A 24,729-nucleotide genomic window follows, 5' to 3' on the forward strand; every position below is an offset into this window, starting at 1 on the left:
TCTGGCGTTTAGGCGAAGATGTCTACGGCACTGTTACCGCGCGCTGCGGACTGCAGGGCGGCAGGAACAGGGAGTAACTCATCGCTCTCTTCATTAAAACCGCCGGTGTTGCCGGAACGCGAAGCCTGGTGCTGCTGCTGAGATGAAGACTGCTGCTGCCCGGCGAAGCTCTCGCTGCTGACGCTGCTCTGCGCAAGCTGAATGCCGTTTTCCGCCAGTGAGGTCCGCAGTACCGGCAGCGCGGCTTCCAGTGCCGCACGAACATGGCTGTGCGCAGAGACCATCTGCAGCTGGGCCTGGTTATCATCCAGCTTAAGCGAAATTTGCACCTGACCCAGATCTTCCGGGTGCAGGCGCAGCTCTGCCGTCTGCTGGCCCTGCTTAGTGAACAGGGTGATGTGCTGGCTCAGGGACTGCTGCCATTCGTGGGTCCCCAGAGGCTGGCTTAATACCGGCGCGCTGGCGACGGTGGCTGCCGTCTGACTGGTTGCATGGCTGGACATAATCGGTGCCAGAGTAGCTGTTGGTGATGATGATGAGGACGAACTGGCGAGCTCCTGCTTCTCTGCCGCTGCGGCCACGGCCGGTGTAGCAGGCGCGTTGCCCTGCAGGGCCGGCTCGTGATTTTTCACCTGGTTCTGATAAGGCGTAGCACTCTGCGCTTTATCGTGGCTTCCCGCAGACGCGTTCAGGGACGGTTGGCCCGCGCCGTTTGAAAGCGTCGCGGAATTCAGCGTTGAGGTGGCGGAAACGCCCTCGCTGCCTGCCGCGCGAGAGGCGGTAGTTTGCTGCTGGTGCGGCAGCATCGCCATCAGGGCGCTTAATCCGGCCAGCTCTTCTTCGCTCAGCTCGCTTTTACCGTCATCTTTGCTGTTCGCCGCATTGAGCGTCTTCAGCGCGTCGCCCTTAGACAGCGGCACCAGCCCGGAAACCAGCGTATCAAGCGACGTGACGGGCGACGTTTCATCGCCGTTCAGCGCGGTCTGGCGCGAAAGCAGGTCGGCAATTTTGGCCTGCAGGGTGGTATCCCCTTTGGCGTCCTGAGCCACTTTTGACAGCTTACTGCCGGCGGCTTTCAGGTCAGCCAGGGTCAGCGGCGCATCTTTGCCCTTGCCCGTTGCGTCCGAGAGGGCGCCCGCCAGCAGAGAGAGAAAGTCCTGTGCACCGTCGGTGCCTTTCCCCGTTTGCGTGCCGCCTGACAGGTCGCTGTCGCTCATCAGCAGTTGTTGCAGTGTGATCATTCCGGTTTCCTCATTGATGCGCGCTGGGCAAACTCATCCATTTTCTTCTGATCCAGACGGTTTTCCGCCAGGGTCGTTGCCGCGATCTGTCTGTCCTGTAAAGTCTGCCAGGCCTGCAGTCGCTGCTTCTTCTCGCGCCAGAAATTCAGCGCGGTATCGACTTTCTGGGTCCACTGGTTAAGCTGCTGGCGATGCTGATCTATCGCCTTCTCCAGCGTCTGGATAAACTGCTGATAGTTAATCCAGCGCTGGCTGCCAATGCCCTGTGTCATATCGGTATTGAGGTTGGTGCGATATTCATGCTGATAGTCGATCAACATCTTCAACTGTTCTTCAGCCTGCTGGCACCCGCGTCGCATTGCGCCTAGCTGCAATGCGGCATCATCAACTTCTTTTTCAGCCAGATCTTTCAGCGTTGATAACGCGCTGTTTTGCGCCATGACCTTCGCCCTCCACCTGTGTTACACCTGCGGGAAAATCAGCTCCAATGCCTGAATTGAATCTTCCCAGTCGGCGCGTTCAAAAATGCCTTGTTGCAAAAATGCCTCCAGCTGCGGCCACAGGCTAATCGCCTTGTCGAGCATCGGGTCGCTGCCTTTGGCATACGCCCCCACGCTGACCAGATCGCGGTTGCGCTGGAAGCTGGAAAGCAGTTGTTTGAAGTTACGCACGCGGGCGTAGTGCTTCTCGGTTATCAGCGCCGTCATTGCGCGGCTGATAGAGGCTTCAATATCGATGGCCGGGTAGTGCCCGGCTTCGGCCAGACGGCGCGACAGCACAATATGACCGTCAAGGATCGCGCGCGCGGAGTCGGCAATCGGGTCCTGCTGGTCATCGCCTTCCGTCAGTACCGTATAGAACGCGGTGATGGAGCCGCCGCCGCTGATGCCGTTCCCCGCGCGTTCCACCAGCGCAGGGAGTTTGGCGAATACCGAAGGCGGGTAGCCTTTGGTCGCCGGTGGCTCACCGATGGCCAAGGCGATTTCACGCTGCGCCATCGCGTAACGGGTCAGGGAATCCATGATCAGCAGCACATGCTTGCCGCGGTCACGAAAATCTTCGGCGATACGGGTGGCATATGCGGCACCCTGCATGCGCAGCAGCGGCGACACGTCTGCCGGTGCGGCGATCACCACCGAGCGGGCGCGGCCTTCCGCACCCAGAATGTTTTCAATAAAGTCTTTTACTTCACGACCACGTTCGCCGATCAGCCCCACGACGATCACGTCGGCCTGGGTATAGCGCGCCATCATGCCGAGCAGGACGGATTTACCTACGCCTGAGCCGGCGAACAGGCCCATACGTTGTCCACGTCCCACGGTCAGCAGGGCGTTAATCGGGCGCACGCCGGTATCCAGCACATGCTCGATAGGGGTACGCTGCAGGGGGTTGAACGGTTGGGTGATCAGCGCGCCGGTTTCGGTGGTGTCCGGGGAGGGCAGTCCGTCGAGCGGTTTCCCGCTGCCGTCCAGCACGCGGCCCAGCAGGGCAGGACCGAGCGGCAGCTGTTTCCCGCTTTGCAGCCCATCGCCAGAAATGTTTTTGGCATACACGCGCGCGCCGGGCAGAATGCCTTCCACCTCTTCAAGCGGCATCAGGAACAGGCGCTGGCCGTTAAATCCGACCACTTCGCTTTCAACTTCACGCGTTTCCAGACCATCCTGACGCTCAATGACGCAGGTCGCGCCCAGCGGAAGCTGCAGGCCGGTGGCTTCGAGAACCAGGCCGGTGGCGCGCGTCAGTCGCCCATAACGACGAACAGATGGCAGTTGCGCCATCTTCGTCTCAAAGTTGTCGAGCGTGGTGAGCCAGCGGGTGAGGCGCGCGGTCATCAGACGACTCCCGGTGCCGCCAGGCGGCACAGTTCCTGCCAGCGGGTGGCGACGCTGGCATCCAGGTCACCTTCATCGGCAGAGACTTTGCAGCCGCCGTGATGTAGCGACGGGTCGCCGCGCAGACGCCAGCCGTGCAGGTTAAGCGTCGCGCCCAGGCTCTCTTCAACGCGCTGCAGGTCGTCCGGATGGACGCGCAGCTGAGGTTTCCCGCTGAACAGCGGCTCCTGCTGAAGCAGACCCTGAATTTGTTTGATCAGCGCGGTGTTATCCACCACGGGCGTCTGGCCGATGACCTGACGCGCGGCTTCCAGCGCCATCTGCATCAGTCGCGAGGCAATCACGCTGTCCAGCGCGTCCAGGGTGTGCTGGAACTCGCTGACCAGCTGCTGCATGCGGGCATGGATCGGCGCCTGCTGCTGGCGCGCCTGATCGATACCGTGCTCTAACCCTTTCGCCAGGCCTTCCTGATACCCCTGCTCGTGGCCTTTCTGTCGGCCTTCGTTCAGACCGGCGTTATAGCCCTGCTCGTGCGCCTGCATTTGCAGCTGCGCCAGCATCTGGGCCTGCTGCTCCTCTTCGGTCAGCTCGGGCTGCTCGACGTCAGGGTCAAGCTCTTCGGTTGCGATGACGGCCGGCGTGAACTCGGAGAGGGGAGGCGCCAGATCGTCCGGCGTCCAGCGCTTCCAGGGCAGCTCATTAGACATAGGTGTCGTCTCCGCTGCCAATCACCATCTCGCCGGTTTCCGCCAGACGACGAACAATAAGCAGAATGGCTTTCTGTTCGTTTTCCACCTGAGACAGACGAACCGGGCCGCGGTTGGCAAGGTCGTCGCGCAGGATATCGGCCGCACGCTGAGACATGTTGCGCAGGAACTTCTCGCGCAGCGGCTGCTCGGCGCCTTTGAGGGCGATAAGCAGCGACTCGGAATCCACTTCCTGGAGCAGGCGCTGGATGCTGCGGTCGTCCACTTCCACGAGGTTTTCGAACAGGAACATCTCGTCGATGATTTTCTGTGCCAGCTCGCCGTCGAATTCGCGAACCGCCGTAATGACGGCCTCTTCCTGCTGCGTTTTCATCAGGTTGATGATTTCCGCCGCCGTTCTCACGCCGCCCATTTTGCTGCGCTTGAGGTTCTGACCGTCGAGCAGATTGTTCAGCACTTCGGTCAGCTCCGCCAGCGCGGCCGGCTGGACGCCGCCGAAGGTCGCGATACGCAGCATCACATCGTGACGCAGGCGCTCTTCGAACAGCGCCAGAATATCGGCCGCCTGACCACGTTTGAGGTGGACAAGGATGGTGGCGATAATCTGCGGGTGCTCGTCGCGGATAAGGTCGGCGGCGCTCTGCGGCTCCATAAAGTTGAGCGTTTCGATACCGCTGGCGGTATCGCGCGTTTCCAGAATGTCTTCCAGCAGGCTGGAGGCACGCTCTTCGCCCAGCGCCTTGACCAGCACGGAGCGGAGGTAGTCGTTGGCGTTGATGTTGAGCGCGGCAAACTGTTCCGCTTCCTGTTCAAACTCTGCCAGCACTTCGGTCAGCTGCTTGTTGGAGATCTGACGCACGTTGGCCATGGCCGCACTGAGAATTTGCACTTCTCGCTGGGAGAGGTGTTTAAACACCTCTGCCGCACGATCTTCGCCAATGGTCATCAGCAGGATGACGCTTTTATCGGTGCCCGTAAGCGTATTACTCATGTTCGTTACCCATCCACTGGCGGATGACCAGCGCCACGACGCGCGGATCGTTATCTGACATTTCGCGAATGCGCTGGCTCATGACCTCAGCGCCCATGCGCTGGTTAGCACGACGCTGCTGTATCTGTTCATCTTTGCTGAGGCGCACTTCAACCGCTTCTTCCGTTTCCTGACGCGTGTTCATCTGTTCGCGAGCCGCTTTCTCGGCTTCAGCACGGCGCTGGAGCTGCGGACGAACGCCCTTACGCCACAGCAGCCACGCAACAATCAGCACCAGCAGCCAGCGTCCTGCGGACATCAGCTGGTCGATAAACGCCTGCTGTTGCCAGAACGGCAGTTCACCGCCGGTCTCATCAACCGAGTTGAACGGTGAGTTCACCACGTTGAGGGTATCGCCGCGCTTCTCGGAGTAACCCATCGCTTCACGGGTCAGGTTTTCAATCTGCTTCATCTGCTCGGCAGTCAACGGCAGCGGTTTGCCGTCCGCCAGCGTTTTGTAGTTCACCACTACCGCAACGGAAAGACGCTGAATATCGCCCACGTTCAGTTTAGTGTGGCGAATCGTCCGATCCACTTCGTAGTTCGTGGTTTCGTTACGGCTGCTGGTGCGCGGACCGGCGTTATTGGTCGTTGAGGTGGTCTGCTGATTATTTTGCTGACCGTTCTGCTGATTGGCCGGCGGCGTAGAAATCGGTGCCGCGTTAGCCGGGGCAGGCTGGTTAGACAGCGCGCCCGGCACGCCGCCCGGGTAGGCACCGCCGACCTGCTCGTTCGAATTGATCTGGCGTGAACGCATCACCGCCTGAGCCGCATCGCCGTTCGGGCTGTACTGCTCTTCAGTTTGTTCTTTGTTCGCGAAGTCGATCTGTGCAGTTACCTGCGCGTGCACGTTGCTGTTACCCACCACCGGGCCGAGGATGGCTTCAATACGGCGCTGGAGTCGGCTTTCGACATCGGCGGCATACTTCAGCTGCGCATCATTCAGATCGCGACCGGCGGTATTGGACTGCGTCAGCAGGTGACCGCTTTGGTCAACCAGCGTCACGTTACCCGGCGGCAGACCGGCAACGGCGCTGGAAACGAGGTGCGTCACCGCGCTGATTTGCCCTTCGTCCAGCGCGCGGCCGGGTTCAAGGTTCACGGTAACGGAAGCTGAAGGTGATTTCTGTTCGCGGACAAATAAAGAAGGTTTAGGCATCGCCAGGTGCACGCGGGCACTCTTCACCGGGCCTAATGTTTCAATGGTGCGGGCCAGTTCACCTTCCAGCGCACGCTGGTAGTTCACCTGCTCGCTGAACTGGCTGATACCGAATTTTTCCTGATCCAGCAGCTCAAAGCCAACCGCACCGCCCTTCGGCAGCCCCTGCTGAGCCAGACGCAGACGCAGCTCGTGCACCTTATCAGCCGGGACCTCCAGCGCACCGCCATTATCGGCAAAGCGATAAGGGATGTTCATCTGGGTAAGCTGGGTGACGATGGCACCGCCATCCTGATCGGAAAGGTTGCTGTAGAGCGTCCGGTAATCAGGGCTTTTCGCCCACAGGACCATCGCTACAAGGATCGCAATTGCGGCAGCGCCTGCCACGATCAACGGGATTTTAGGATTCGCGCGAAGGCGGTTCATCCACTCGAGTGATTTATTCTGCGGCGCTGTCGATGCTGTTGCACTCATTGCGCACCTCTTAAATCCTGGTGGTTTACGTTATTCGTGTAGAGAAACAAAACTGACTCCCGGGTCGGCAAACACGACAAAAGTTCCATATTGATGGCCCTGCCATTATTTGATGATTCGTGATTTTCTATGCGTCAAATAACCTGGTTTTTTCATGCTATTTACCGCCATTATCTTATTGACAAGCTGTTAGTCTTGACCGCGTAAAAAACCATCCAGGGGAGAGTCATGGCTATACAGGGCATTGAAGGGGTAATCAGTCAGTTGCAGGCAACGGCGATGACGGCCCGTAATCAGAATGTGGCAGATCAGCAGCCGAGCATCAGCTTCGCGGGGCAACTGCATGCCGCTCTTGACCGTATCAGTGATACCCAGACCGCAGCACGCACTCAGGCAGAAAAGTTCACCCTCGGTGAGCCGGGCGTGGCACTGAATGATGTGATGACCGATTTGCAAAAAGCCTCGGTTTCCCTGCAGATGGGGATCCAGGTGCGTAACAAGCTGGTGTCTGCGTATCAGGAAGTGATGGGGATGCAAGTTTAGGTTTTATAACCTGATGCTATTTATAATTAATAACCATCCGATCCCACAGTCTGGGGCATGGATGGGGCAAACTCACTCAATTTCTGGTTGAGGATGAGTACCTGGTCCTGGTTATTTTCAGCCATCCAGGATCCGTACACCCGGTAAACCATTTGCGCGTCGGTGTGGCCCATTTGCTTCGCGATGAAGTTAGGGTTAGCACCGGCAGCTAACGACCAGCATGCATACGTGTGTCGGGACTGGTATGCTCTGCGATAGCGAATCCCGGCGCGCCGCATTGCTGTCTCCCTGGACTGGTTGATCGACCCCACAGCGTAATGATGCCCTGCACGGCCTTTACGCAATCCGATTTGCGGGTTGAACACGAACGTGCACGGATGCACATCGGTACGACCATACTCACGCAGTTTCGCCTCAACCTGATACTGCTTGCCCAGACGTGTTAATCCTGGCTCTTAAGCACATCGTTCGCCGGCTGAATAAGGTTAATGATGCGGTCCGTTCCGGCCTCAGTTTTCGGAAGGGTGAACTGCTTCGTTAACTTGTGGTTTCGACGGATCATTATCGTACCGGCTTTCAGGTCGATGAAGCTGCAGCCCAAAATCTTCTATCGGAAGCTGCAGAGAACGCCAATTACAAACAGGATATTGAGGATCTGAATACTACCCTGACTGCGAAGGAAATCAGCCAAGAGCAGTACAACCAGACCTCAGAAAGGCTGGCGACAACGCATCATGCTAACCTCGCAAAAATCAGTCTCAACAGGTAGTGACTCCACAGTAGGAAACAGTCGGCGGAATTGACCCTATTCAGCAGCTGGCTAACGAGAACTTCCTTGAGCTCGCGCTGATTCTTGTATACGAGCCGCAGGGGCTGAATTACCGCCATGTTATGGGTACTGAGATTTATCAGTCAGCAGATTACGAATGCGGGCGCGACTTCATACGTGCTATGACGCTGATGTCTTTTTCTGGCAGCCCGGCGCCACGTTCACCAAAGACGGGGCTTCGTCGCCTGGGTTGGCAGCCAGCCTGTGCATGTCTGCCTGATTGCCGACGGTCGCGCGCTGAACAGCCGAAGGGAAAATGGACACATACGGTTCGACGCAATCCGGACAATTCAGAAGCTATTCACCAGAGTGGAGTTTTACCAGTATGCTGGTAATCGAAATTTAGCGCGTTCCGGGGATACCAAAGGACCTGGCGGTAGTTAAAGCCGGCACGGTATTTTCGGAGTGGCTTGAGCATGAAAGTTTTCACCGCGATATCCGCATCAACGTTAACGGCAAAGAGCTGCTGTCTGATGATGAGCTGCAATTTGCACTTCTGGAAAACGACCGGTAATTATTTTCGACCAGCCAAAAGGTGACGGTCTTGTCGGAACGCTGCTAAACCGCTCGAGCACCTTAACCCGATCAAGTTTACCCAAAAAGTGTTGTCTTCGCTGATGCCGAAGCCAAACACGATCGCAGGCGGCGGGAACAGCAAGACATCACCGAATAACAATCTGAAGGGACAGACTAACATCGCGCGCAATGGCGAGGCGAAATCGGACAACTTCGGCCAGGTCCGTTTCTTCCTGGATCTGGCTCAGAAATCGCTATTCGAATATATCAACAATCTGAAATACATCATTGAGCTGATGGTATTCGGTATTGGTAAATACGACGTAACGTCATTGCGCTTCTCTGAGTCTAATCTTGGTTCTATGGCCGGTGCCAGCGACACCATTTCCAGCCCGGAGAAGTAATCCCGGTAGTGAAAGATGGCTATCAGTTCGACGATGTCGACGGACAGGAAGTACCTGGGCTGAACGAGAGCAGCGATTTCCCGATTGAAATGGCGACGGCATCCACTGTCATCAGTGGCGCTTATACTGGCGGGCAGATTGGGATAAAAATCTTCAAACAGGCTGGTTCCGACTTCTTCACTGAGCTGACTTTCCCGCACCCGGTCACGTTCACTATCAACGTGACTTATCCGAATGTCGGAGACGTTTAACCGGACTGACAAACTCACCGCGGTGGGCGGGTTTGGGCGATACTCGATTACCTTCCAGAGAACAGATAATAGCAGCGACGCGAGCAAGCTGCAGGTTGAGGAGACTCATACGATAAACGTCAGGACGAACATTGTTCACGCTGAATATTTGCTGGTGATGGTGAAGGTCCGGGCAACCGAGAAGGCCACAAGCTGGCGTGACAGGAAGTGCAACGCTCTGATCACCCGCCACGTCATCAGCTACAACATGACGATGTAACAGGTCGACTACACGCTGAGGCCATCGCGTAAATTCGCTGATATCGTGTTATTTAACTGGTTGGTCGTCAGGCAGCAGTCGGAGTCGAGCATTGATATTTACGGCCTGTGCCAGATCCAGGCTGAAATTGACGCTATCGATCCGCGCCTCGGGTATTTTGATTATACCTTTGACGATGAGGATGTGCCGCTAGGATCGCGTATGGAGACCATCTGTGACGCCGACAGCGTCTCGGTTTATGACAATAACGGCGTGCTGTCTTTCACCTTGGACGGCAAAAAGACGTCTGCGGCCACGATATTTAACCGCTCAAATACCAAACCTGATTGTTACTCGCTTTCTTACGATATTACTAACCGAAGGTTGTATCTAATAGTGGGGACCGGTCAGCAGTGTGCACTATGATTTCGTTTCAAAAAATGCTTTTCGCCACCGAACGCAATGTGAAGATGGAGTCGGGAAATACCTCAGGGCTCTACCCAACAACTGACAATTCAATAGGCATAGGACTACCCTCAAACAGATGAACTGCAGTGTATGCCGCTAATGGAACAATTCAGACGGTAGGCTTAAGAGTGATGAGAGAAGCATTAGTGATGCGGAACTTTCCACTGCAAGGTCGTTAACAAACATGATCAAGGCCTTTAGATTTACTGATTCGGTTGATACTAAAAGCGATGGTGCAAGGATTCATTTTGGCGTTATTGCACAATAAGTTATTGAAGCGTTTACAGTTAATGGTTTTGATGCGTTCGACTACGGTACGGTTTGCTATGACAAATGGGATGAAGAAGTGGAAGTGGTTGATGAACTTGAGGTTGTCCTTAACCCTACCTGGAAAACAGGCAATCGATATGGGATCAGATACGATGAATTGATCGCATTCATAATTCTTGCACTGTGAAAACAACCTGAGGTCATAGAATATTGCGTTACATCTACTTTCCTGTATCATGAACGTCAATATTAATCATGGTATAGTAAATATGATATTATCAATTCATTATTTGAGAGGGATAGCCGCGTTACTGGTTGTTCTCTTTCATTATAGGGATAGATTAAATAATGTATACGCCCAAAAAGATTTGGGTGATTTATTATTTGGTGGTGGACTTGCTGGCGTGGATTTGTTTTTTCTTATAAGCGGCTTCATAATAGTATATTCAACAAAAAAGAAAGAGATTAATAATGTTTTGTTCTTTTTTGTAAGAAGAGTCTTTAGGATATATCCATTGCTCATTGTTTCATGCGTGTTTTATTATCTGGTGATCACGGAAATGATGAAATATTCAACGGGTGAAGGGTTGGCTAAATTGTTTGTTTCAATGATTCCCTTCAATTTAAATTGGTCTGGAGAGGCTCCTTATTTTGGATATAACTTATTATACCCTGCTTGGACGATTACTTATGAAATAGCGTTCTATATTGTATTTGGACTGTCGATAAGTATTAGTCATAGATATAGGACGATTGTCTCTTCGACATTCTTAATCGCTCTTGTATGTTTGTCACAGTATTATTCGCGCGGTGAATTAAGCATGAGTGGTTCTGTTTCTGCTGGTTTGCTCGAGCATAATACGCTTTTGGGATATATTAATGTCTTCACCTCTCCAATGATGTTTGAATTCGTCGTTGGTATGATGATTGGTGAATTATATATTAAAGCAATACGGATTGAAGCAATATCACAACATATTAAGAATATCTCAACCATATGCCTTTTGCTTGCTTTGTCTATGTGCTTCATTATGTTTTTCTCTAAGGTTCCATATGGACATGGGTTGTTTGGTTTTGGCGTCTTCTCTTTTGTCATAATAACGTCATTTCTTTTTTATGAAAGAACAAATGATATATCTAGAAACAAAGTGCTATCATTTTTGGGAGATATTTCATATTCATTGTACATGTGCCATGCGATTATACTGGCAGCATATCTGTATCTATATACTCGCATGGGTTTTTTACAATATATAAATGGATTTTCTCTTGTGGTCATGCTGTGTAGTGTTTCATTGGTAACTGCGTTCTTAATGCATATATATATAGAATTACCATGCATAAACTATGGCAAAAGAATACTGGTCAGATACGCATCTGAAAAGGAAACGAGCTCAGAGAAAGTTTCCATATTAAATAAAATTTAAAGAAATTAAGGATATAGCCCACCTCGGTGGGCTTTTTTGCTGTAAGTGCCTTGATCGACGTCATCGAACAACAACACTGTATTCATATACAGTTACTGTCATAGTTGCATCATGGGATTTCCATCGGCAGCAGCGATTAAGTTGAGCAACGTATATCACTAGACAAGCGTATCATCACAAGACCAGCGGCTACGTATTTCATGTGAGCCGGTTCAACACACTATCACTAAGGCATCATCAACGGTGCGCTACTCGTCGTCGATGAATCACTCAGCCCGTGTGACGGTTCTTTGCTGGTTTGCAGAAGGGGATGGAGAGGTGAGGATAAAGCGGTATCGCAAGTCTCCAAAGCCACACCTTGAGAATTTGCAGACCGCAGGTGGGAAGTGATACCGGTTCACGATGATGGAACGAGCCCGGATGCGATATTTGGTGTGCTCACCTACAGCATCAACGATGCGCGCTGTGGCGAATTCGACGACTGCCCGGTGATGTGATGGGGCAGGGATGGGGCACAAAACAGCACAAGCTCTAAGGTGAACATAGACGACTGATGTTTTCGACGACTCTAACCATCTATTATTTAGTGCGCTCTTTGACGATCTTCGTCGATTAGAAAAATTATATGCTCATATTGGATAGTAGGTTTCAGACCTGTCGATCTTCGCTGGCAGCCGCAGCGCTTTAATGCCACAATATTTTTTTCTTCGAATGCAGGAAAGATGATGAAAAAAATAGCAATTGCTGGCGCGCTGCTGGCACTGACCGGGTGCGTTCAGGTCGATAACTATAACGACGTGATCAAGCATCCTGTCCCGGCGCATCTGGCGGGATACTGGCAGTCGAAAGGGCCGCAGAGCAACATGGTCAGCCCGAAGGCGATTGCCACGCTGGTGGTGACGGAAGAGGGCGATACGCTGGACTGCCGTCAGTGGCAGCGCGTGATTGCCGTGCCGGGTAAAATCATGCTGCGTTCAGACAGTTATTACAACGTGACGCGTAAGCTGGATATCTATCCGCTGGAGCGCGATGGCTCGACGCTGGAGTATGACGGGCTGGAGCTGCAGAAGGTCGACCGTCCAACGGTTGAGTGTGCCGATTACCTGAGTAAAAATCCGCTAGAGAGTAAACTACCCTAAGGGTAAACGCAAAACGGCAACCTCGTTGCCGTTTTTGGTGTTAGCGCCCTCTCCCTGTGGGAGAGGGACGGGGTGAGGGCATCAGGCCGCACGTTTCCCGTTCTACAGCGCATCCTCTATCACCCAAACGCTGACGCTTCCCCCATTACAGGTAAACGTCCCTTCGCCATCCGCCGCCGTGGTGATGGTTTCTTCGCGATTGCCGAGAAAATCCCTCCACGTTTTGTTGCCGTAGTTTTCCCCAAGACAAATCACCTTATCGCCGTCGTCCCCGTTCGACATCACCACCACGCAGCCGGGATCGTCATCGGTGCCGCTGCGGCTGAAAGCGATGCAGTTAGGATGGTCGAAAAACAGCGTTTGCACGCCGTGGGCAAAACGCTGGCGCGCGAGGATCAGCTCGTGAAGCTGCTCAATGACCGGCATATCAATATGGTACGTTTCACCGTCGCCTCCCGCGTCGTCATAGCTGGCGCCGAAGAGATCCGGATAAAAGACGCTCGGCACGCCATTTTCCCGCAGCAGGATCAGCGCGTACGCCAGCGGTTTAAACCAGGCTTCGACCGGTGCTTCCAGCGCCTGCAAAGGCTGGGTGTCGTGGTTCGCGACGAGGGTGACCGCATGAAACGGATCGGCTTCCACCAGGGTACCGGTGAAGATTTGGCTCATGTCGTAATCCCGGCCCTGACGTGACGCCTCGTGGAATTTCATCTGCAGAGGGGCATCAAACAGCATGGTTTTGCCTTCGACCTGGTCGATATAGGCCTGAAGTTTATCCACCTCATGGGACCAGTATTCCGCCACGATAAACAGCGGCTGGTCGGCGACTTCCTGGACGTGCTCAATCCACTCTTTGTAAAACCAGGCGGGAATATGCTTGACGGCGTCCAGACGAAAACCGTCGCAGCGCGTCTGTTCCATGACCCAGCGGGCCCAGTATTTGATCTCCTCGGTCACGGCGTGATTGCGAAAGTCGATATTTTCGCCCATCAGGTAATCGAAGTTGCCCATCTCATCATCAACCTGATCGTTCCAGCCTTCGCCGGTGTAGTCGTTGACGATTTTAAAGATGCCATCTTCATCGGGGTTTTCAATATGGTCGACGCCGCTGAAGCATTTGTAGTCCCAGATAAACTGTGAGTACTGCCCGGCCCGGGCTGGGAAGGTGTAGCGAGTCCAGGCTTCGCATTCAATTACCTCGTCATCGATTTGCGTGCGGTCCTGTTCGTTCACGCGCTGAACGCGCACGGGCTCTTTTTCATCGGCGCCCATTTTGTGGTTGACCACCACGTCCAGCAGCACGGCAATGTCGTTGCTTTTAAGGGCATCAATAGCCTCCAGCAGCTGCGCCTTGTCGCCGTATTTCGTGGCGATACTGCCTTTCTGGTCAAACTCGCCAAGATCGAACAGGTCATAGGTGTCATAGCCGACAGAATACCCGCCGGATGCCCCTTTACAGGCGGGCGGCAGCCAGATCATGTTGATGCCGATTTCGTTAAGATTGGGAGCTAACGCCGTGACCTCTCGCCACAATTCACCGCCAGCAGGGTAGTACCAGTGAAAACATTGTAACAGGGTGGGGTTTTTCATCATCCTTGCTCCAGAAGCCATTGGCAGACTTCTGGAGTATGGATGAAGAAATCATAGTTGTGTGTCGCGGGTCAAACTTTCTGGATAAAGAATATTCCCTGACAGCTTTCCATAGGTAGACGTGATGGATTGCTGTTTGCCGGTTTGATCAATCAGATTACGCAGTTCGTCCATGCGGACCTTCAGCAGTGCCTTTAGCGCATTCTCGTTTTCAAGGATCATTTCCAGCAGCGCACGCGCTTGCTCAACCTGAGCCGGAGGGCATGACATGATGGGCGTTTGAGATATCTTTTCCACCAGTTGAACATAATGCATTTCCTGCTCGATAAGCGCATCCCATTGACCAGAATGTGCGAGATTTAGCATAGCAATGCTCTGAGCATGTAACGCCTGCCAATGGCTAAGCGCTGCGCTGGGATTATTCATCAAAATTATCCTGAAATAGAGGACGCATTGGGGCCGATTTGCTTCCACGCATCCGCAATGTTGTTTAATAAACCCTCGACTTCAACAATTGCGTCTACGTCGTTACTGACATTCGCCAGCAACAAACGTCGAACCATATATTCGTACAAGGAGGCAAGATTACCGGACAACTCGCTCTCAACCTCCATGTTCAGTCCTGCTTTTAAACCGTTGTCGATGATATTGATGGCTTTCGTTAACGCTTCGCCTTTCTCACGAATTTGTCCGGCTTCCATGAACAAACGCGCGCGAACAAGGGCGCTATGCGCCCCGTCGAACAACATGACAATCAGCTGGTGTGGACTGGCATTCATGACTGCGCTTTCGACTCCTATCTGCTGATAGGATTGAACACCAGAGGTCTTATACATATCCACTCCTGAAGGCTACGACTATTTTTGTGAGAACTGTTGGGTCAGGTAGTTGGCTGTATTGGTCATTTTGGTGACTAATACGTCCAGACTGGTGAACTGGGTTTTGTAACGCGCCATGGTGGCATCAATAGTGGCTTCCATAGCATCGTAACGCTCACCCAGAGTTTTTAGCGTTTTGTTGATCCCGTCTTTCGCGTTCTGGATCACCCCGGCGCTGCCGGTACTGGTGCTGAGCATGGTGGTCAGCGTGTTGTTCATCTGAGTGGCCATACCGGTTTTCTTGCCGTCACCGACAAAATACTGCTGTACGGCGTTCGGGTTCTCGGTCAGCGCTTTTTTCAGCTTATCGGTATCGACTTTCAGGTTACCGACGGTACCGTCAGAACCTTTTACCGGGTCCTGGGTAATTCCAAGCTGGGCCATGATCTGTACCGAGCCGCTCTGCACTTCGGTCAGCAGGCCGCGCAGCTGAGACTGGATCCCGCGCACGTTTGCATCACCAACAAGTGCCCCGTTGCTGGCTGACTGGCTGCCGGCGCCTGCATCAACCGGAACATACTTCGTCAGGCTGTTAATGGTGGACTGCAGCGAGTTATACGCCGTGACCCAGTCGGTGATCGCCTTCTGGTTAGCATCCGTTGCGCGAGTCACCTCTAATGTTTCATCTGCCTTGCTTTCTGCTTTCAGCGAGAAAGTCACGCCAGGCAGGGCATCGGTAATGGTATTCGTCTGGCGCTCAATCGAAATGCTGTTCACTACCACAATTGCGTTTTGAGCTCCGGTGTTAACCGTCAGTGCGCCCGTTTTTGTGGTGGAGTTGTAACCAATTGCGTTTTGCAGCTTATCGTCGCCAGTGACGCTGATCGTCATTTCACCATCCGTACCGGTGGTTTTAGATGACAGCATCAGGCGGTAATCACCGTCTTTCGCTTTAATGACGCTGGCGGTGACGTTGCCGTTCGCTTTATTAATGGCGCTCGCGATCCCGGCCAGAGACGTATCGCCATCCGCCAGGGTGACCTCTAAAGGCGTTTTCGTGCCCGGCTGGGTGATGGTGATTTTACGCGTCGTACCTGTCGTATCGCCCAGCAGATCCGTGTTGTTTGCATAGGAGCCGGTAGTCAGTGCCTGCGCCTTTGCAACCTGGTTGACGTTGACAACAAAGGAACCCACGGACGCGTCAGCCGTTGTCGTGGCGGTAAAGGCCGTGTTGGTGCTGCTAACGGACGTTGAGTTCCAGGTGGTTGCTTTACCCAGCGCAGCGGTCGCAGTCTGCAGCGATGTCATGGCGCTCTGCAGTTTGCCGTAAGCGCTTAACTGTGCGTTATACGTTGATTGCTGGGAAGTAATCGTCGTCAGCTTGGTTCTTTCTGCTGCATCCAACTGATTATATAAATCCCCGAGTCCTGCAGAACCTATCCCGAGGTTACTGATAGTAGCCATGCATATTTTCCTTAAAATACGAAAGTAGTTCAGGACTCTTATCGGCCTCTCAACGTAAAAGTTTACGATGGTGAGAAAAAAATAATCCAAAGAATAGGCACGTCCTGGCGGGGTAAATGAAAGGATTGCACTTTAGGGTCATAATCCGTGCATTGAAAACACGAATAAGTGTGTGCCTTTTTTGTCATCTCTTTGCGCGTTAAAAAAGCATAAATAATAACGCTCTGATGGACCTTAATTGATTTTTTAAAAATAAAATGATTAAAAATCAATGTTTTGCAATTTTTTCGAAATTGATTCTAAAGTCTTTTGGGGACCCGTCGATAACCTTGTTGACGGTGAGAGACGCTGTGAGTGTTAGGCACCGGACCTAAAACCCAATTTTTGAAGGAAACAAAATTATGGCAGTTATCAATACTAACCTGTTGTCCCTGACCACTCAGAACAACCTGAACAAATCTCAGTCTTCTCTGGGCACTGCTATCGAGCGTCTGTCCTCCGGTCTGCGTATTAACAGCGCGAAAGACGATGCTGCTGGCCAGGCGATTGCAAACCGCATGACCGCTCAGATTAAAGGCATGAACCAGGCTGCGCGTAACGCCAACGACGGTATCTCCATGGCGCAGACTGCTGAAGGTTCTCTGAACGAAATCAACAACAACTTGCAGCGCGTTCGTGAACTGGCTGTTCAGGCAAGCAACGGCACCAACAGCACCTCTGACCTGGCCTCTCTGCAGGATGAAGTTACCGCTCGTCTGAATGAAATCAACCGTGTTGCAGGCAAAACTGACTTCAACGGCATCAAACTGCTGGACGGCACTGCAGGTACTGCTGGTGTGGTTAAAATTCAGGTTGGCGTGAACGACGGCGACACCATCGATCTGGACCTGAGCGGTGCAAAAGCTGACACCACGACTCTGGGTGTTGCTGCTATCGACCTGAAAACTATGACCGCTACCGACCTGGGCACCATCGACGCAGCTATCGCTAAAGTTGATAAAGCACGTTCTGGTCTGGGTGCTGTGCAGAACCGTTTCACTTCTGCAATCAACAACCTGAACAACACCTCAACTAACCTGTCTGCTGCTCAGTCCCGTATCCAGGACGCTGACTACGCAACTGAAGTTTCCAACATGTCCCGCGCGCAGATCCTGCAGCAGGCTGGTACTTCTGTTCTGTCTCAGGCAAACCAGGTTCCACAGACCGTTCTGTCTCTGCTGCGTTAATTTTACGCGTGAAACCCCGCTTCGGCGGGGTTTTTTTATCTCTGCTATTTGAGAATCCGCCTGTGAAACAAATCAGTGTCACTCAACCAAAGCTGGTCGCAGATTTTTCATGTGTCGGTGGGGAATGCCGTGAACATTGTTGTCAGGGCTGGACCATCGCGTTTGATAAATCCTCCGTTAATCGCTATCTGAACAGTAAAAATGCCGCTATTCGTCAGACGGCGAAAACGGCGATAAAAGTCACCAAAAAAAACTATGACCACTGGGGTGAAGTGATTTTCCATACGGAAAGTAAAAACTGCCCGTTTATGGATACGGAAAAACTCTGTTCTGTTCATAGCGCCATGGGCATCCAGGCCTTAAGCCCAACCTGTACGTCGTTTCCGCGGACAAACCGGGTCTATAAAAATGAAATCGAAAAATCGCTGAACCTCTCGTGTCCGGAAGTGACCCGACTTCTGTTGAACGATCGGGAGTCTATGTCGTTGATGGAATCTGTCATTGTTCAGCAGGACGTCAATAATGCGCCGATGATTGATTTGAAGGCAAAGGTCATCAATCTCTTCTGCCAGAATATTTTCAGCGTTGAGGGCGTCAGCGTTGAAGAACAGGTTTACGCCGTGGTGAAATTCCTCATGGTGGCGGAAAAGCTCGATAATCTCGAAGAGAATATTAGCACGCTCGAAACGGTCTATTTCTCGCTGGTTAACGAACTGGTGAGCGGTAAAATCAAAACGGAATTAGGCGGATTTAATCAGAACTACAGCCTGAAATTCGCGTTAATTTCGCTCATCCAGAGCTACTTCACGAAGAAAGTGACAGCCCGCGGTGGTGCGGTATTAAACCGTTATTTTACTCAGCTTTATCAACAATTTGAGACTGCGGGTGACACCGTGCCGGCAGACAAGGTCATGGAGAATATCGAGTCCGTCTGGCGCGATGTGGCGGGCAGTTACCTGGCGACACATGACCATTTATTCAAGAACTTTTTTAAATACAAACTCTGGGAGCAGGGCTTCCCGCAGAACAATGGCCGCAGCATGTTGAATAACCTTTATTTAATCGTTGCGGAGTTCTATTTCCTTAAAACGTTACTTGCCGGTCAGGCGATCGTGGCGGGGAAAATTGAACAAGATAATATTATTGATGTTATTTACAGCTTCCACTCCCTTAGCCAGCATAATCAGGAAGCGGGAAAGCTCTTTCATCAACATATAGATAGCGTCAAACTGGGCGACGATCTTTCATTGTTACAACTGTTAATTTAGGCAGAAAAGTTGCCCCTGTTGTGGGCAACCTCAGAATAACCTCACTTTATCCCCCTTTTTCATCCAATTGAACGCCCTGCAGAATCGGATAATCATGCCGATAACTCAACTAACGCAGGGCTGTTTATCGTGAATTCACTCTATACCGCTGAAGGTGTAATGGATAAACACTCGCTGTGGCAGCGTTATGTCCCGCTGGTGCGTCACGAAGCATTGCGCCTCCAGGTGCGCTTGCCGGCGAGCGTGGAACTCGACGATCTGCTACAGGCGGGCGGTATCGGGTTATTGAATGCAGTTGACCGATACGACGCTCTGCAAGGAACGGCATTTACGACTTACGCAGTTCAGCGTATTCGTGGTGCGATGCTGGACGAGCTGCGCAGCCGCGACTGGGTGCCGCGCAGTGTTCGCCGCAACGCGCGCGAAGTGGCGCATGCGATGGGGCAGCTGGAACAGGAACTGGGACGTAACGCAACGGAAACCGAAGTGGCGGAGCGTCTTGGCATTGCTGTTGAAGAGTATCGTCAGATGTTGCTCGATACCAATAATAGCCAACTCTTCTCTTATGACGAGTGGCGCGAAGAGCATGGCGATAGCATCGAGCTGGTGACGGACGAGCACCAGCATGAAAACCCGTTACACCATTTAATGGAAGGGAATTTACGCCAGCGCGTCATGGAGGCTATTGAAGCTCTGCCTGAACGCGAACAGCTGGTATTGACCCTTTATTACCAGGAAGAGCTTAACCTCAAAGAGATTGGCGCTGTTCTGGAGGTGGGAGAGTCGCGGGTGAGCCAGCTGCACAGCCAGGCCATTAAACGCTTACGAACCAAGCTGGGTAAGTTATAGGTGATTGATTCACCTTAAAAATGCCGCACAACGTATTGACAACCAGGAGTTATCATGACGGTGCAGCAATCTAAAAGACGGCCTTTAAGCCGCTACCTGAAAGACTTTAAACACAGCCAGACGCATTGCGCCCACTGTAACAAGTTACTCGATCGTATCACGCTGGTTCGCCGGGGCGAAATCGTCAATAAGATTGCGATTTCGCGTCTCGACACGTTGATGGACGAAGCAGCATGGCTCGAAGAGCAAAAAGAGTGGGTGGCGCTTTGCCGTTTCTGTGGGGATCTCCACTGCAAAGAGCAAAGCGACTTCTTCGATATTATCGGCTTCAAGCAGTTCCTGTTTGAACAAACGGAGATGAGCCACGGCACCGTTCGCGAATATGTCGTTCGCCTGCGCCGCCTTGGGCAACATCTGACCGTAAACAACATTTCTCGCGATCTGCTGAAAACCGGTTATCTGGATGAGAATCTGGAGCCGTGGCTGCCTGCGACCAGCACCAACAACTACCGAATTGCGCTGCGCAAGTATGCTCAATACAAGGTACAAATGCCGGGTGCCATAAAGCAGAAAGCCCACGCCGGAACAACTTCTGATATATATTAAAAAAGAATAAGATGTAGCGCAGTCGCCTTTGACGTTGCAGGCGATTTCTCTACACTACGTAAAAATTCCACTATATCGGGGTATTTATGAAATTTGCACTTCTGGGTCGTCAGGCGCTGATGGGTGTTATGGCCGTTGCGCTGGTTGCGGGCATGAGCGTGAAAACGTTCGCCGCAGAAAACCTGCTGAATAAAGTAAAAGAGCGCGGTACGCTGCTGGTCGGGCTGGAAGGAACCTATCCTCCGTTCAGCTTCCAGGGCGAAGACGGTAAGCTGACCGGTTTTGAAGTGGAGTTTGCTGAAGAGCTGGCGAAGCACCTCGGCGTTAAAGCGTCACTGAAACCGACCAAATGGGACGGTATGCTGGCGTCGCTGGATTCCAAACGTATTGATGTGGTGATTAATCAGGTGACCATTTCTGACGAGCGTAAGAAGAAATATGACTTCTCTACGCCGTACACCGTGTCCGGTATTCAGGCGCTGGTGAAGAAAGGCAACGAAGGCGGAATTAAAACTGCCGCGGACCTGAAAGGGAAGAAAGTCGGTGTCGGTCTGGGTACCAACTACGAAGAGTGGCTGCGCCAGAACGTGCAGGGCGTGGATATCCGCACCTATGATGATGACCCGACGAAATACCAGGATTTGCGCGTGGGCCGTATCGACGCCATTCTGGTTGACCGCCTGGCAGCGCTGGATCTGGTGAAGAAAACCAACAATACCCTGGCGGTAGCGGGTGATGCGTTCTCTCGTCAGGAATCAGGCGTTGCCGTTCGTAAAGGTAACGAAGACCTGGTCAAAGCGATTGATTCCGCGATTGCTGACATGCAAAAAGACGGAAGCCTGAAGGCGCTCTCCGAGAAGTGGTTCGGTGCAGACGTCACGAAATAAGCTTCTGCCGTAAAAAAAGGCGCTTTTAAAAGCGCCTTTTTTATTTCTTTCGCGTCTGCGTGCATAATGAAAAATATCACATTTTGTCAGAGTTACCGGAGAACCCATGTCACTACAGAATTTAACGCGCTTTCCCCGCCTGGGGTTCATCGGCGCGCCGACGCCGCTGGAGTACCTGCCGCGATTTTCTGATTATTTAGGGCGCGATATTTTTATCAAGCGTGACGACGTGACGCCGATGGCGATGGGGGGCAATAAGCTGCGCAAGCTGGAGTTTCTGGCGGCTGATGCACTGCGCGAAGGCGCGGATACGCTCATTACCGCCGGAGCTATCCAGTCCAACCACGTTCGTCAGACGGCGGCAGTGGCGGCAAAGCTCGGGCTCCACTGCGTGGCATTGCTGGAAAACCCGATTGGCACGCGGGCAGAAAACTATCTTACCAACGGTAACCGCCTGCTGCTGGATCTGTTTAACGTGCAGGTCGAAATGGTGGAGGCGTTGACCGACCCGACCGCCCAGCTCGACGAGCTGGCGACGCGTCTGGAAGCGCAGGGGTTCCGCCCCTACGTTGTCCCCGTCGGCGGTTCGAACGCGCTGGGCGCGCTGGGGTATGTGGAGAGTGCGCTGGAAATCGCGCAGCAGTGCGAAGGCGCGGTAAGCCTCTCCTCCGTGGTTGTTGCGTCCGGCAGTGCGGGCACGCATGCCGGGCTGGCGGTGGGGCTGGAACAATTGCTGCCGGACGTCGAGCTGATTGGTGTGACGGTGTCCCGCAGCGTCGCGGATCAGAAGCCGAAAGTGGTTACTTTACAACAGGCGGTAGCCGCGCAGCTGGAGCTGAAGGCAAAGGCCGATATTCTGCTCTGGGACGACTATTTTGCGCCGGGTTACGGCACGCCTAACGAAGAGGGCATGGAGGCGGTGAAGCTGCTGGCGCGCCTCGAGGGGATACTGCTCGATCCGGTCTATACCGGCAAAGCGATGGCCGGACTGATTGACGGCATTGCGCAGAAACGCTTTAAGGATGAAGGGCCGATTTTATTTGTCCATACCGGCGGGGCGCCTGCGCTGTTTGCCTACCATCCTCATGTCTAAAAATCAGGTCGAAAAATAATAATGCAAGAAAGTATTCAGCTGGTTATTGATTCTCTGCCGTATCTGCTGAAAGGTGCGGTATTTACGTTACAGCTCAGTATCGGCGGGATGTTCTTCGGGCTGGTGCTGGGATTTGTGCTGGCATTAATGCGCATGTCACCCATCCTGCCGGTACGCTGGCTGGCGCGCTTTTATATTTCCGTATTTCGCGGCACGCCGCTTATCGCCCAGCTCTTTATGATCTACTACGGCTTGCCGCAGTTTGGTATCGAGCTGGATCCGATCCCCGCAGCGATGATTGGTCTGTCGCTCAATACCGCGGCGTATACGTCAGAAACCCTGCGAGCGGCGATCTCCTCCATTGACAAAGGGCAGTGGGAGGCGGCGGCCAGTATCGGGATGACGCCATGGCAGACGCTGCGTCGGGCCATTCTGCCGCAGGCTGCGCGCGTGGCGCTTCCACCGCTCAGCAACAGCTTCATTAGCCTGGTGAAAGATACGTCCCTGGCGGCAACGATTCAGGTACCGGAGCTGTTCCGTCAGGCGCAGCTCATTACTTCGCGCACGCTTGAAGTCTTTACCATGTATCTGGCCGCCTCGCTGATTTACTGGGTGATGGCGACGGTGCTGTCTGCTCTGCAAAACTACTTCGAAAACCAGCTTAACCGCCAGGAGCGTGATCCAAAATGAGTGCTATCGACGTCAAAAACCTGGTGAAAAAATTCCACGGTCAAACGGTGCTCCACGGGATCGATCTTGAAGTCGAGCAGGGTGAAGTGGTGGCGATTATCGGACCAAGCGGTTCGGGAAAAACGACGCTGCTGCGCAGTATTAACCTGCTTGAACAGCCGGAAGGCGGCACTATTCGGGTAGGGGAGATAACGATTGATACCGGGAAATCCATTAGCCAACAGAAAGGGTTAATTCGCCGCCTGCGCCAGCATGTCGGCTTCGTTTTCCAGAGCTTTAATCTCTTCCCGCACCGTACGGTGCTGGAGAACATTATTGAAGGACCGGTCATTGTAAAAGGTGAATCGAAAGAGGACGCGACGGCGCGCGCGCGCGAACTGCTCGCTAAAGTCGGGCTGGCGGGGAAAGAGACCAGCTATCCGCGCCGTCTGTCGGGCGGGCAACAGCAGCGCGTGGCGATAGCGCGCGCGCTGGCTATGCGCCCTGACGTGATCCTTTTTGATGAACCGACCTCTGCGCTCGATCCGGAACTGGTGGGTGAGGTGCTGAACACCATTCGCCAGCTGGCGCAGGAAAAACGGACGATGGTGATCGTGACGCATGAAATGAGCTTTGCACGCGATGTGGCTGACAGAGCCATCTTCATGGATCAGGGGCGGATTGTGGAGCAGGGGCCGGCGAAAAGCCTGTTCGCTAATCCTCAGCAGCCGCGAACCCGTCAGTTCCTTGAAAAATTCCTGATGCAGTAGCATTTTTGCACTAATTTGCTCCAGAAATTTAGGCTGGAGCAAATTATTCTCCCTTCGGGGGCAGTCGTTTGTTTTTTTATTCCATCCGGCCCGGATAAACCTTATCAATAGTAAAGTTAATTGTGCTAATGCCGATATTTTGTAGTTAGAAAAAAGTTTTATGTGTTAGGTTATATTCACCATAATAATGATTATCTTTTCAGAGGCTTCATTTAGTAAGTATGAAGGATTCAGACTTTTTCACCTGGCGACGGGATTGCTCCCTCCGGTTTCAGGAATTGACCTGTGTCGACGAGGTATATCAGGAATTACAGCGACAAACTCAGACGCTTGAATTCGATTGTTACTCGCTCTGCGTGCGTCATCCCGTACCGTTTACCCGGCCTAAGATCTCTGTGCATACCACTTACCCAAAGCAGTGGATGGCGCAATATCAATCCGCGAACTATTTCGCTATTGATCCCGTCTTAAAACCGGAGAATTTCATTCAGGGTCATTTACCCTGGACAGACGCATTATTCGCTGACGCGCAGGAATTATGGCACAGCGCGCAGGACCACGGTTTACGCGAGGGAATAACGCAGTGTCTGATGTTGCCTAATCATGCGCTCGGCTTCCTGTCTGTTTCCCGTACTAGTGTACTGGAAGGGCCGTTTGCCCGTGAGGAAATAGAACTGCGGCTGCAAATGCTGGTGCAAATGGCCTTAACTTCTCTGGTGCGTTTTGAAGATGAGATGGTCATGCCACCCGAAATGAAATTCAGCAAACGCGAGCGCGAAATTCTGAAATGGACTGCGGAAGGGAAGACGTCAGCGGAAATAGCGATCATTCTCTCTATCTCAGAGAATACCGTTAACTTCCATCAGAAAAATATGCAGAAGAAATTCAACGCGCCTAACAAAACCCAGATTGCGTGCTACGCGGCGGCAACGGGACTGATCTGAAGGGATAATACGTTCTG

General features: G+C 52.8%; 26 protein-coding genes and 3 pseudogenes. 18 read left to right on the forward strand and 11 right to left on the reverse strand.

The annotated features are described in order from the left end of the window. Positions 1-8 precede the first annotated feature (8 nt). Genes fliK through fliF form a run of 6 tightly spaced genes read right to left on the reverse strand, consistent with a single transcriptional unit; the run spans position 9 to position 6,443 of the window. Positions 9-1,241 (reverse strand): flagellar hook length control protein FliK, encoded by a 1,233-nt coding sequence (fliK, locus tag AC27FC_RS01740; RefSeq protein ID WP_058841431.1) that lies wholly within the window; start codon positions 1,239-1,241, stop codon positions 9-11. Continuing rightward, positions 1,238-1,681, reverse strand: a complete 444-nt coding sequence (gene fliJ / locus AC27FC_RS01745) for a flagellar export protein FliJ (RefSeq protein ID WP_023312304.1) — start codon at positions 1,679-1,681, stop codon at positions 1,238-1,240. Before fliJ ends, fliK begins: the two co-directional genes overlap by 4 nt. Before the next feature lie 21 nt (positions 1,682-1,702). Beyond that, the gene (gene fliI, locus AC27FC_RS01750) at positions 1,703-3,073 is read right to left on the reverse strand and encodes a flagellar protein export ATPase FliI (RefSeq protein ID WP_023336182.1); all 1,371 of its coding nucleotides are present in this window, start codon (positions 3,071-3,073) and stop codon (positions 1,703-1,705) included. Beyond that, complete coding sequence (gene fliH, locus AC27FC_RS01755) at positions 3,073-3,780, reverse strand: flagellar assembly protein FliH (RefSeq protein ID WP_023312302.1); 708 nt, start codon at positions 3,778-3,780, stop codon at positions 3,073-3,075. Before fliH ends, fliI begins: the two co-directional genes overlap by 1 nt. Beyond that, positions 3,773-4,771, reverse strand: coding sequence for a flagellar motor switch protein FliG (gene fliG / locus AC27FC_RS01760; protein ID WP_023312301.1), 999 nt, complete (start codon positions 4,769-4,771; stop codon positions 3,773-3,775). The genes fliH and fliG overlap by 8 nt, the downstream gene beginning before the upstream one ends. Continuing rightward, positions 4,764-6,443, reverse strand: coding sequence for a flagellar basal-body MS-ring/collar protein FliF (fliF, locus tag AC27FC_RS01765; protein WP_033145901.1), 1,680 nt, complete (start codon positions 6,441-6,443; stop codon positions 4,764-4,766). Before fliF ends, fliG begins: the two co-directional genes overlap by 8 nt. A gap of 228 nt (positions 6,444-6,671) precedes the next feature. Between fliF and fliE the strand changes: the two genes are divergently transcribed. Further along, the gene (fliE, locus tag AC27FC_RS01770; protein WP_008500329.1) at positions 6,672-6,986 is read left to right on the forward strand and encodes a flagellar hook-basal body complex protein FliE; all 315 of its coding nucleotides are present in this window, start codon (positions 6,672-6,674) and stop codon (positions 6,984-6,986) included. A 26-nt stretch (positions 6,987-7,012) separates the two neighbouring features. On the opposite strand, the pseudogene AC27FC_RS01775 reads toward fliE, so the two are convergent. Beyond that, a pseudogene (locus tag AC27FC_RS01775) lies at positions 7,013-7,572 on the reverse strand (tyrosine-type recombinase/integrase); the annotation flags it as partial. 860 nt (positions 7,573-8,432) lie between these two features. On the opposite strand from AC27FC_RS01775, the gene AC27FC_RS01780 reads away from it, so the two are divergent. From AC27FC_RS01780 to yedD, 8 genes and pseudogenes are all read left to right on the forward strand, one after another. Then, the gene (locus AC27FC_RS01780) at positions 8,433-8,735 is read left to right on the forward strand and encodes a hypothetical protein (RefSeq protein WP_049015904.1); all 303 of its coding nucleotides are present in this window, start codon (positions 8,433-8,435) and stop codon (positions 8,733-8,735) included. Positions 8,736-8,743: 8 nt separating this feature from the next. Further along, positions 8,744-8,986: a hypothetical protein gene (locus AC27FC_RS01785; RefSeq protein WP_196354233.1), complete on the forward strand. Its 243-nt coding sequence runs from the start codon at positions 8,744-8,746 to the stop codon at positions 8,984-8,986. Continuing rightward, positions 8,970-9,245 carry a hypothetical protein gene (locus tag AC27FC_RS01790; protein WP_196354234.1) on the forward strand — a complete coding sequence of 92 codons (276 nt, stop codon included), beginning with the start codon at positions 8,970-8,972 and terminating at the stop codon, positions 9,243-9,245. Before AC27FC_RS01785 ends, AC27FC_RS01790 begins: the two co-directional genes overlap by 17 nt. A gap of 45 nt (positions 9,246-9,290) precedes the next feature. Further along, a complete protein-coding gene (locus AC27FC_RS01795) occupies positions 9,291-9,650 on the forward strand; it encodes a hypothetical protein (RefSeq protein WP_112778385.1) in 360 nt (119 codons plus the stop codon). A 163-nt stretch (positions 9,651-9,813) separates the two neighbouring features. Next, positions 9,814-9,960: pseudogene (locus AC27FC_RS01800) on the forward strand (tail fiber domain-containing protein); the annotation flags it as partial. Between the two features lie 271 nt (positions 9,961-10,231). Beyond that, the gene (locus AC27FC_RS01805) at positions 10,232-11,389 is read left to right on the forward strand and encodes an acyltransferase family protein (protein ID WP_049015911.1); all 1,158 of its coding nucleotides are present in this window, start codon (positions 10,232-10,234) and stop codon (positions 11,387-11,389) included. A 111-nt stretch (positions 11,390-11,500) separates the two neighbouring features. After that, positions 11,501-11,886 (forward strand): annotated as a pseudogene (locus AC27FC_RS01810) (HumD family translesion DNA polymerase). A 228-nt stretch (positions 11,887-12,114) separates the two neighbouring features. Beyond that, positions 12,115-12,528 (forward strand): lipoprotein YedD, encoded by a 414-nt coding sequence (yedD, locus tag AC27FC_RS01815; protein ID WP_023312299.1) that lies wholly within the window; start codon positions 12,115-12,117, stop codon positions 12,526-12,528. A 102-nt stretch (positions 12,529-12,630) separates the two neighbouring features. Here yedD and amyA read toward each other — a convergent pair whose 3' ends face one another. The 4 genes from amyA to fliD are packed head-to-tail and all read right to left on the reverse strand — an operon-like array spanning position 12,631 to position 16,400. Next, a complete protein-coding gene (amyA, locus tag AC27FC_RS01820; protein ID WP_196354795.1) occupies positions 12,631-14,118 on the reverse strand; it encodes an alpha-amylase in 1,488 nt (495 codons plus the stop codon). Between the two features lie 51 nt (positions 14,119-14,169). After that, positions 14,170-14,544: a flagella biosynthesis regulatory protein FliT gene (gene fliT / locus AC27FC_RS01825; protein ID WP_033145899.1), complete on the reverse strand. Its 375-nt coding sequence runs from the start codon at positions 14,542-14,544 to the stop codon at positions 14,170-14,172. A 5-nt stretch (positions 14,545-14,549) separates the two neighbouring features. Continuing rightward, entirely contained in the window at positions 14,550-14,954 is a 405-nt protein-coding gene (gene fliS, locus AC27FC_RS01830; protein WP_033145898.1) for a flagellar export chaperone FliS, read from the reverse strand. A gap of 21 nt (positions 14,955-14,975) precedes the next feature. After that, positions 14,976-16,400, reverse strand: coding sequence for a flagellar filament capping protein FliD (gene fliD, locus AC27FC_RS01835; protein WP_033145897.1), 1,425 nt, complete (start codon positions 16,398-16,400; stop codon positions 14,976-14,978). Positions 16,401-16,801: 401 nt separating this feature from the next. Here fliD and AC27FC_RS01840 point away from each other — a divergent pair, with 401 nt between their 5' ends. From AC27FC_RS01840 to sdiA, 9 genes are all read left to right on the forward strand, one after another. Beyond that, positions 16,802-17,626, forward strand: a complete 825-nt coding sequence (locus AC27FC_RS01840; RefSeq protein WP_033145896.1) for a flagellin N-terminal helical domain-containing protein — start codon at positions 16,802-16,804, stop codon at positions 17,624-17,626. Positions 17,627-17,688: 62 nt separating this feature from the next. After that, positions 17,689-18,894: a flagellin lysine-N-methylase gene (gene fliB, locus AC27FC_RS01845; RefSeq protein ID WP_048980998.1), complete on the forward strand. Its 1,206-nt coding sequence runs from the start codon at positions 17,689-17,691 to the stop codon at positions 18,892-18,894. 129 nt (positions 18,895-19,023) lie between these two features. Further along, on the forward strand, positions 19,024-19,743 hold the full coding sequence (locus AC27FC_RS01850) for an RNA polymerase sigma factor FliA (protein ID WP_039263779.1): 720 nt from the start codon (positions 19,024-19,026) through the stop codon (positions 19,741-19,743). Positions 19,744-19,797: 54 nt separating this feature from the next. Next, positions 19,798-20,349, forward strand: coding sequence for a flagella biosynthesis regulatory protein FliZ (gene fliZ, locus AC27FC_RS01855; RefSeq protein WP_008500339.1), 552 nt, complete (start codon positions 19,798-19,800; stop codon positions 20,347-20,349). An 86-nt stretch (positions 20,350-20,435) separates the two neighbouring features. Next, entirely contained in the window at positions 20,436-21,236 is an 801-nt protein-coding gene (tcyJ, locus tag AC27FC_RS01860; protein WP_196354235.1) for a cystine ABC transporter substrate-binding protein, read from the forward strand. Between the two features lie 106 nt (positions 21,237-21,342). Beyond that, positions 21,343-22,329: a D-cysteine desulfhydrase gene (gene dcyD / locus AC27FC_RS01865; protein ID WP_196354236.1), complete on the forward strand. Its 987-nt coding sequence runs from the start codon at positions 21,343-21,345 to the stop codon at positions 22,327-22,329. Between the two features lie 21 nt (positions 22,330-22,350). Next, positions 22,351-23,019 carry a cystine ABC transporter permease gene (gene tcyL / locus AC27FC_RS01870; protein WP_014884380.1) on the forward strand — a complete coding sequence of 223 codons (669 nt, stop codon included), beginning with the start codon at positions 22,351-22,353 and terminating at the stop codon, positions 23,017-23,019. Further along, a complete protein-coding gene (gene tcyN / locus AC27FC_RS01875) occupies positions 23,016-23,768 on the forward strand; it encodes an L-cystine ABC transporter ATP-binding protein TcyN (RefSeq protein WP_047061118.1) in 753 nt (250 codons plus the stop codon). The genes tcyL and tcyN overlap by 4 nt, the downstream gene beginning before the upstream one ends. A gap of 221 nt (positions 23,769-23,989) precedes the next feature. Next, positions 23,990-24,712, forward strand: a complete 723-nt coding sequence (gene sdiA, locus AC27FC_RS01880) for a quorum-sensing transcriptional regulator SdiA (protein ID WP_033145891.1) — start codon at positions 23,990-23,992, stop codon at positions 24,710-24,712. Positions 24,713-24,729 lie beyond the last annotated feature (17 nt).

It is taken from the genome of Enterobacter sp. C3_dUdeg (assembly GCF_057536195.1).

Bases quoted from the DNA above. Each gene is read 5' to 3' on its own strand.
- fliT (WP_033145899.1), bottom strand. From the start codon at position 14,544: ATGAATAATCCCAGCGCAGCGCTTAGCCATTGGCAGGCGTTACATGCT.
- fliI (WP_023336182.1), bottom strand. From the start codon at position 3,073: ATGACCGCGCGCCTCACCCGCTGGCTCACCACGCTCGACAACTTTGAG.
- sdiA (WP_033145891.1), top strand. From the start codon at position 23,990: ATGAAGGATTCAGACTTTTTCACCTGGCGACGGGATTGCTCCCTCCGG.
- AC27FC_RS01805 (WP_049015911.1), top strand. From the start codon at position 10,232: ATGATATTATCAATTCATTATTTGAGAGGGATAGCCGCGTTACTGGTT.
- fliZ (WP_008500339.1), top strand. From the start codon at position 19,798: ATGACGGTGCAGCAATCTAAAAGACGGCCTTTAAGCCGCTACCTGAAA.
- fliS (WP_033145898.1), bottom strand. From the start codon at position 14,954: ATGTATAAGACCTCTGGTGTTCAATCCTATCAGCAGATAGGAGTCGAA.
- yedD (WP_023312299.1), top strand. From the start codon at position 12,115: ATGAAAAAAATAGCAATTGCTGGCGCGCTGCTGGCACTGACCGGGTGC.
- fliF (WP_033145901.1), bottom strand. From the start codon at position 6,443: ATGAGTGCAACAGCATCGACAGCGCCGCAGAATAAATCACTCGAGTGG.
- dcyD (WP_196354236.1), top strand. From the start codon at position 21,343: ATGTCACTACAGAATTTAACGCGCTTTCCCCGCCTGGGGTTCATCGGC.
- AC27FC_RS01840 (WP_033145896.1), top strand. From the start codon at position 16,802: ATGGCAGTTATCAATACTAACCTGTTGTCCCTGACCACTCAGAACAAC.
- tcyN (WP_047061118.1), top strand. From the start codon at position 23,016: ATGAGTGCTATCGACGTCAAAAACCTGGTGAAAAAATTCCACGGTCAA.
- tcyL (WP_014884380.1), top strand. From the start codon at position 22,351: ATGCAAGAAAGTATTCAGCTGGTTATTGATTCTCTGCCGTATCTGCTG.
- fliD (WP_033145897.1), bottom strand. From the start codon at position 16,400: ATGGCTACTATCAGTAACCTCGGGATAGGTTCTGCAGGACTCGGGGAT.
- AC27FC_RS01780 (WP_049015904.1), top strand. From the start codon at position 8,433: ATGCCGAAGCCAAACACGATCGCAGGCGGCGGGAACAGCAAGACATCA.
- fliH (WP_023312302.1), bottom strand. From the start codon at position 3,780: ATGTCTAATGAGCTGCCCTGGAAGCGCTGGACGCCGGACGATCTGGCG.
- fliG (WP_023312301.1), bottom strand. From the start codon at position 4,771: ATGAGTAATACGCTTACGGGCACCGATAAAAGCGTCATCCTGCTGATG.
- fliJ (WP_023312304.1), bottom strand. From the start codon at position 1,681: ATGGCGCAAAACAGCGCGTTATCAACGCTGAAAGATCTGGCTGAAAAA.
- fliE (WP_008500329.1), top strand. From the start codon at position 6,672: ATGGCTATACAGGGCATTGAAGGGGTAATCAGTCAGTTGCAGGCAACG.
- amyA (WP_196354795.1), bottom strand. From the start codon at position 14,118: ATGAAAAACCCCACCCTGTTACAATGTTTTCACTGGTACTACCCTGCT.
- tcyJ (WP_196354235.1), top strand. From the start codon at position 20,436: ATGAAATTTGCACTTCTGGGTCGTCAGGCGCTGATGGGTGTTATGGCC.
- fliK (WP_058841431.1), bottom strand. From the start codon at position 1,241: ATGATCACACTGCAACAACTGCTGATGAGCGACAGCGACCTGTCAGGC.
- AC27FC_RS01790 (WP_196354234.1), top strand. From the start codon at position 8,970: ATGTCGGAGACGTTTAACCGGACTGACAAACTCACCGCGGTGGGCGGG.